This window comes from Streptomyces sp. NPDC093225 (assembly GCF_044753805.1).
Lineage (GTDB): Bacteria > Actinomycetota > Actinomycetes > Streptomycetales > Streptomycetaceae > Streptomyces.
Map to the genome: position 1 here is coordinate 22,000 of NZ_JBIVNX010000077.1, position 6,399 is coordinate 28,398.

Annotated in this window: 7 protein-coding genes; 3 read left to right on the top strand and 4 right to left on the bottom strand. The window is 73.3% G+C overall.

Features of this window, described 5'->3' with window-relative positions; genetic code table 11:
• Positions 1 to 5: 5 nt before the first annotated feature.
• The gene (locus tag ACIQCH_RS36255) at positions 6 to 407 is read left to right on the top strand and encodes a DUF3887 domain-containing protein (RefSeq protein ID WP_402588242.1); all 402 of its coding nucleotides are present in this window, start codon (positions 6 to 8) and stop codon (positions 405 to 407) included.
• A gap of 87 nt (positions 408 to 494) precedes the next feature.
• On the opposite strand, the gene ACIQCH_RS36260 is transcribed toward ACIQCH_RS36255, so the two are convergent.
• From ACIQCH_RS36260 to ACIQCH_RS36275, 4 genes are all read right to left on the bottom strand, one after another.
• The gene (locus ACIQCH_RS36260) at positions 495 to 1,046 is read right to left on the bottom strand and encodes a GNAT family N-acetyltransferase (RefSeq protein WP_402588244.1); all 552 of its coding nucleotides are present in this window, start codon (positions 1,044 to 1,046) and stop codon (positions 495 to 497) included.
• Positions 1,047 to 1,115: 69 nt separating this feature from the next.
• On the bottom strand, positions 1,116 to 3,338 hold the full coding sequence (locus ACIQCH_RS36265) for an MMPL family transporter (protein WP_402588246.1): 2,223 nt from the start codon (positions 3,336 to 3,338) through the stop codon (positions 1,116 to 1,118).
• A gap of 223 nt (positions 3,339 to 3,561) precedes the next feature.
• Entirely contained in the window at positions 3,562 to 4,128 is a 567-nt protein-coding gene (locus ACIQCH_RS36270; RefSeq protein WP_402588248.1) for a hypothetical protein, read from the bottom strand.
• Between the two features lie 210 nt (positions 4,129 to 4,338).
• The gene (locus tag ACIQCH_RS36275; RefSeq protein ID WP_402588250.1) at positions 4,339 to 4,755 is read right to left on the bottom strand and encodes a signal peptidase I; all 417 of its coding nucleotides are present in this window, start codon (positions 4,753 to 4,755) and stop codon (positions 4,339 to 4,341) included.
• A 74-nt stretch (positions 4,756 to 4,829) separates the two neighbouring features.
• On the opposite strand from ACIQCH_RS36275, the gene ACIQCH_RS36280 reads away from it, so the two are divergent.
• Together ACIQCH_RS36280 and ACIQCH_RS36285 are read left to right on the top strand one after the other, a co-directional pair.
• Positions 4,830 to 5,774, top strand: a complete 945-nt coding sequence (locus ACIQCH_RS36280) for a GNAT family N-acetyltransferase (protein ID WP_402588252.1) — start codon at positions 4,830 to 4,832, stop codon at positions 5,772 to 5,774.
• The gene (locus tag ACIQCH_RS36285) at positions 5,771 to 6,277 is read left to right on the top strand and encodes a DinB family protein (protein ID WP_402588254.1); all 507 of its coding nucleotides are present in this window, start codon (positions 5,771 to 5,773) and stop codon (positions 6,275 to 6,277) included. The genes ACIQCH_RS36280 and ACIQCH_RS36285 overlap by 4 nt, the downstream gene beginning before the upstream one ends.
• Positions 6,278 to 6,399 lie beyond the last annotated feature (122 nt).

A 6,399-nucleotide genomic window follows, 5' to 3' on the forward strand; every position in this document is an offset into this window, starting at 1 on the left:
CACTGGTGTCGACGGGCGGTACGGGGGTAGCGGCCGAGGCCCACTCGGCCGCCGCGGCGGCGGGCCCGGCGGCGGTGGCGGCCGACACCCGGTTCGACCGGATCGCCGTACAGTCCCTCGACGACATCGTGGCGGGCGACTTCGTCGCGGCCTCGGCCCGCTTCTCCCCGACGATGCGCCGGGCCCTGTCCCCGGAGGCGCTCTCGAGGGCCTGGCAGACCTGCCAGGACGTCTTCGGGGACTACCGGTCGCACGGGGATCCGAGGGACGTCACGGTCGGCGCACTCACGGCGGTCGACATCCCGATGGAGATGTCGCAGTCGCCCGCCGCTCTCCGGTTCGTCTTCCAGCAGGACGGGAGCATCGCCGGTCTGTGGTGCCTGGCGCCGGGCACCCCGGTCACGTAGTCAGGCCCGTGCGCGGGCGGGCCTGCCGCGAGCCGGCGGGCCGGGCGCGGCGGGCCCCCGTGCGCCGCCCCGGCGGTCAGGCGGGCGTCAGGACGCGGCGGAGCGCCACTCGGGGGCGAGGAGGGACCAGACCTCGGTGGACTGGCGACGCCCGCGGTGGAGGTAGTTCTCCCGCTGGACGCCCTCCAGGGTGAAGCCGAGCCGCTTGGCGACCGCGATGCTCTTCTCGTTCTCGGTGCAGACGTGCCACTCCAGGCGGTGGATGCCGCGGACGTGGACGGCGTGGTCGATCAGCACGCCGCAGGCCTTGGTGATCAGGCCCCGCCCCGCCCCGGCGGGCTCCATCCAGCAGCCCACCTCGGCGTTGCCGCCCGCCGCGTCGAAGACCGGGAAGAGGACCCCGCCGCGCAGGGTGCCCTCGATCCAGATGCCGAAGAGGCGCGTGCTGTCGTTCGCCGCCTTCTCCGCGTTCGTGCGCAGGAACTCCCGCGTCCCGTCGAGGTCCACGGCCCGGTCCGGGAACGCGATGTACTGGCCGATGAACTCGCGGCCGCGGTCCATGTGCGCGAGGAACTCCTCGGCGTGCCACACCTCCAGCGGCCTGAGCTGGGCGTCGTCGGCGAGGTCTATCGCGAACATCGGGCTCCTTCTGCGGTGACCGGCGGTGACCGGGGCTCTCGTCACCGGACGGGGTTGCGGGTGGGCGGATCAGGCGTGCGTGGTCGCAGCCGGCTCCGCGCTGTCGTCGCTCACCCGCTGCGCCGGAAGTGTCGCACGCCGGGGCAGGTCCGGGGGCTCGATACTGATCTTGGGCAGCCGTCGGTCCAGCCAGCCGGGCAGCCACCAGTTGGCTCCGCCGAGCATGTGCATCAGCGCCGGGACCAGCAGGGTCCGCAGGACGAAGGCGTCCAGGGCCACGGCCGCGGCCAGGGCGATGCCGAACATCGCGATGATCCGGTCGCCGGACAGGACGAAGGCCAGGAAGACCGAGATCATGATCACGGCGGCGGAGTTGATGACGCGGCTGGTCTCGGCCAGGCCGACCCGGACCGCGCGCCGGTTGTCGCCGGTCTCCAGCCACTCCTCGTACATCCGGCTCACCAGGAAGACCTGGTAGTCCATGGAGAGCCCGAAGAGCACCGAGACCATGATCACGGGCAGGAACGGTTCGATGGGCCCGGCGCTGCCGAGGCCGAGCAGCTCGCTCCCCCAGCCCCACTGGAAGACCACGACCACGATCCCGAAGGAGGAGGCGACGGCGGCCACGTTCATGGCGGCGGCCTTGAGCGGGATGCCGATGGAGCGGAAGGCGAGCAGCAGCAGGAGGCAGCCCAGGGCGATGACCACGCCCACGAACAGCGGCAGCTTGCCGACGATGATCTCGGCGAAGTCGTCGTAGCCGGCCGTCACGCCGCCCACGTGCACGTCCAGGCTGCTGCCCTTCTCCGCGGCCGGGATGACCTCGTCGCGCAGCCGGTCGACGAGATCGCTGGTCTGCCGGGACTGCGGGGAGGTCTCGGGTACGACCGGGATGACGGCGGTGTCGCCGGCCCGGTTCAGGACCGCGTGCCCGGCCGTCGCCACGCCCGGGGTGTCGCGTACGGAGTCGGCGAGGCGCTCGAGCGCCAGCCGGTCTCCCGCGCCCTCCAGGTGGGCCACGAGGGTGAGCGGCCCGTTGACGCCGGGGCCGAAGCCGTCGGCCAGCAGGTCGTACGCCTGGCGGGTGGTGGAGGTGGCCGGGTTGTTGCCCTGGTCGGAGGTCCCCAGGTGGAGGGAGAGGGTGGGCAGCGCGAGGACGACCATCACGAGGGCGGCGACGGCGCCCAGCAGCTTGGGGTGGCGCTCGACGAAGGCCGCCCAGCGGGCGGCGAAGCCGGTGGTGGTCTCGGGCTCGGGTCCGCGCTCGGCGAGGGCACGGCGCTCGCGCCGCGAGAGGGCGCGCATGCCGATGTACGAGAGCAGGGCCGGCAGCAGCGTCACCGACGCGGCCACCGTGAGGACCACGGTGAGGCTGGCGGCGATCGCGACGCCGTTGAGGAAGTTCAGCCGCAGGATCAGCATGCCGAGGAGGGCTATGCAGACAGTGGCACCGGCGAAGACCACGGCCCGGCCGGTGGTGGCCACGGCGTTGCGGGCGGCCTCCTCGACGGCGAGGCCGCGGCGCAGGCCCTTGCGGTGGCGGGTGACGATGAACAGCGCGTAGTCGATGCCGACGCCGAGGCCGATCAGGGTGCCGAGCATGGGCGCGAAGTCGGCGACGGCCATGGCGTGGCCGAGCAGCGTGATGCCGGCGTACGCGGTGCCGACGCTGACCAGGGCGGTCGCGAGGGGCAGCAGGCTGGCGGCCAGCGAGCCGAAGGCGAGGAAGAGGACCAGGCCCGCCACGACCACGCCGATGACCTCGGCCAAGTGCATGCCGGGGGCCTCGGTGAGCTGGACGGCCCGGCCGCCGAGCTCGACCTGGAGGCCTTCGGTCTCGGCGGCCTCGGCGGCGTCGACCACGGCCCGGGCCTGGGCCTTCGGTACGGAGTCGGCCTGCTGGTCGAAGGTGACCACCGCGTAGGCGGTGCGGCCGTCCCGGCTGATCTGGCCGGCGCCGTCACGCTCGTACGGGCTGGCCACCGAGCCGACGCCGGGGAGTCCGGCGATCGTCTCGAGGGCCTCGGACATCCGCTGCTCGACGGAGGCGCTGCGGACGGTGGCCGGGGAGCTGGTGCGCCAGACCACGGTGTCGGTGTCGCCGCCCTGGCCGTGGAAGCCCTGTTTGAGCAGGTCGTTGGCCTTGCCGGACTCGGTACCGGGGACCTCGTAGTTGTTCGAGTAGGCGGCGCCGGCGACGGTCGCTGCGGTGGCGGTGCCGCCGAGGGCGAGGAGCCAGATCAGGACGGCGAGGAGGCGATGCCGCATGCACCACCGCGCGATAGCTGCCAACGAGCGTGCTCCCTGATGGATCGGATCTTTACGGGAGAGGCCCGCGCGCAAAGAACGACGAAGAACGAGGCGGGGGTGCGCCCTTCCCGGACCAGGAGGGGGTTTTGCCCCACCCGCCACCATGGCAGCGATTGGTGATCGTTGGTCCGTTTCGTGGGCATCGTCACAGGGGTCACACAGGCACCGGAGGCACCGGGGACTTCCGGCCGGGGACGCCCGTCCCTCAGCGGCGTGTGTTGATGAAGCCGACGACCACGGAGCCCCACCAGCACAGCTGGGAGACCAGGGCGGTGCCGCCGGCCCAGACGAGGGCGGCGCGGCTCGGGGTGCCCGGGGCGGAGAGGCGGCGGGTCAGCAGGCCGGCCTGGAGTCCGTTGACCGTGAGCAGGGCGATCAGCCCGACCTTGGCCCGGGTCAGCGGGGAGGACAGGTCGGGGTGGAGCATCAGGCCGCTGACGACCAGGCCCACGAGGCCGGCCCAGATCGGGACGTGCAGGCGGGAGGTCACGTTCAGCGCCTCGGAGAGGGGGGCGCGGCCGGTGAGCCAGAGGGTCCCGTACCAGTCGGCGGCCAGGACCGCACCGAAGCCGAGGACCAGGGAGGCCAGGTGCACGAAGAGCGCCGCCTCGTGCAGGACGGGGTCGGTACGCACGTGGATGGAGAACCAGAGGCCGCCGGTGAGCAGCACCACCGCCATGAGCGCGGCCGCCGCGACCGTCCACCAGGAGTCGTACAGCTTCACCGGTCTGAGGACGCCGGGCGCGGGGCCGGGCGCGGGAAGGGCGGACACGGTGACTCCTGGCGGGGATAAGAAAGATTTAAAGGCGAACTAGCGAGGTAAGGCTTACCTAAATCTGCGGGCGCGTCAAGGTGGGCCCGCCCGGCGTTCCACGAGGTGGGACGCCGGGCGGGGGACGGGCGGCCGGCAGTCGGGGCCGGCCCGAGCGCAGGGCGGAACCAGGGGCTCCGCGTCGACCGGCGCGCGAGCCGGGAACAGACCTCAGGAAGGGTCCGGCAGGGGAACCTGGTAGCCGGGGACGGAGGGCCAGCGGACGGTGAGGACCACCGAGTCCTCCTCGGCGCACCAGGAGTGGTCCACCCCCCGCCCCCACACGACGTAGTCGCCCTGCTCGGCGAGGACCACGCTGCGGCCGGGGAACTCCAGCCGGAACCGGCCGCTGATCAGCACCTGCAGCGCGACCCGCCGCTCGCCGCGCACCCACTGCGCCCGTTCCTCGCCCTTCGGGTGGACGCCCCACTTGATCTCGACCTCCTCGCTGTGCCGGAGGTCGCCGGGGTCCTTGAAGTGGCCGAGCAGCCAGCCCCGGTCGAGCGGGGCGTCCTTGCCGGCGTTGCCGACGAACACGTCGGGATCGGCGGTCGTAGCGGGGCGGGCGTCGACGTCTTCCGAGGTCATGAGCCCGAGGCTAGGCGATGCAGGGGCGGGCAAAACCGATTGCCCGGCCGCCGGACCGGTGCTGAGCTGGACGCATGACGTTCGATCAAGATGCGGCCCCCGACCCCGACCGCCGGCGACTGCTCGCGCGGTACGACCGCGAGATGCGCCTGGGCGCCCGCCCCGACGGCACCGGCGCGGTGGTGGAGGCGACCGGGCGGGTGGTGCGCCAGACCTCCCCGCCGCCGGGATGGAACGCGGTGCTGTGGTCCGACCTCGACGGGACGACCGCGGACGCCGAGATCGCCGCACAGGTGGCGCACTACGCGGCGCTCGACGGCGGGGCGGGCCGCCCCTTCGAGTGGAAGCTGTACTCGCACGACGGTCCGGCCGACCTGGGCGCGCGGCTGGCCGCAGCCGGCCTCGAACCCGGGGAGCCGGAGACGATGATGGTGGCCCGCGTGGCGGACCTGCCCCGGGAGCCCGAACTGGCCCCGGACCTCCGGCTGGTGGCGGTCACCGACGCGGCCGGGGTCGCACTGATGGAGGAGGTGCACGACCGTGCGTTCGGGGTGCCCCGCCCGGACCTGACGCACCAGATCCTGACCCAACTCACCGAGCGGCCCGACACGATCGCGGCCGTGGTCGCCCTCGCGGCGACGCCGGACGGCGAACGACCGGTGAGCGCCGCCCGGTTGGAGATGACGCCGGGCACCGCGTTCGCCGGCCTGTGGGGCGGCGGCACGGTGGCGGAGTGGCGCGGCCGGGGCATCTACCGGGCGCTGGTGGCGTACCGGGCGGCGGTCGCGGCCGCGCGCGGGATCCCGTACCTCCAGGTCGACGCCTCCCCCATGAGCCGCCCCATCCTCGAACGCCTCGGCTTCACCGCGCTCACCACGACGCAGGAGTACAACTGGGCGCCGACCACCCCCACTTCATACGCCGGCCCGGACCCCTCGGTCACCACCCCGAGCCCGCCCGCTTCCCCACCCGCACCCGCACCCGCACCCGCACCCACAGAACGGGGCGCCACATCATGACGACCGAACGCATCGGCCCGCCCCTGACCGGGGGCGAGCGCGAGACCCTGCGCGCCTTCCTCGACTACCACCGCGCCACCCTCGCCATGAAGTGCGAGGGCCTCACCGACGAGGAGCTGCGCCGCCGCTCGATGCCACCGTCGACCCTGTCGCTGCTGGGCCTCGTACGACACATGGCGGAAGTGGAGCGGACCTGGTTCCGCCGGACCGTGAACGGCGAGGACCTCCCGCTCCGCTGGTCCGCCGAGGGCGACTACCAGGCGGCGTACGACCCCACGGGCGCCACCCGCGCCGAGGCCTTCGCGGCCTGGGAGGAGGAGGTCGCGCACGCGCGCCGCATCGAGGAGGCCGCCGAGTCCCTCGACGTGACGGCGCACAACAAGAACTGGGACGAGGACGTCTCGCTGCGGCTGGTGATGCTCCACCTGATCCACGAGTACGCCCGCCACAACGGCCACGCGGACTTCCTGCGCGAGGGCATCGACGGCACGGTGGGCGCCTGACGCCCGAACGCCTCGCAGCCCCGTCAGGCCGTCCCGTGGTGTGTGGGGGAGGCGCTTGACAGGGGTGGCAGGCTGGACCGGAGGCAGGCCCGGGCCAGGGGTGGCCGAAGGCCAGGGCGAAG

Bases quoted from the DNA above. Each gene is read 5' to 3' on its own strand.
- ACIQCH_RS36280 (WP_402588252.1), top strand. From the start codon at position 4,830: ATGACGTTCGATCAAGATGCGGCCCCCGACCCCGACCGCCGGCGACTG.
- ACIQCH_RS36275 (WP_402588250.1), bottom strand. From the start codon at position 4,755: ATGACCTCGGAAGACGTCGACGCCCGCCCCGCTACGACCGCCGATCCC.
- ACIQCH_RS36285 (WP_402588254.1), top strand. From the start codon at position 5,771: ATGACGACCGAACGCATCGGCCCGCCCCTGACCGGGGGCGAGCGCGAG.
- ACIQCH_RS36260 (WP_402588244.1), bottom strand. From the start codon at position 1,046: ATGTTCGCGATAGACCTCGCCGACGACGCCCAGCTCAGGCCGCTGGAG.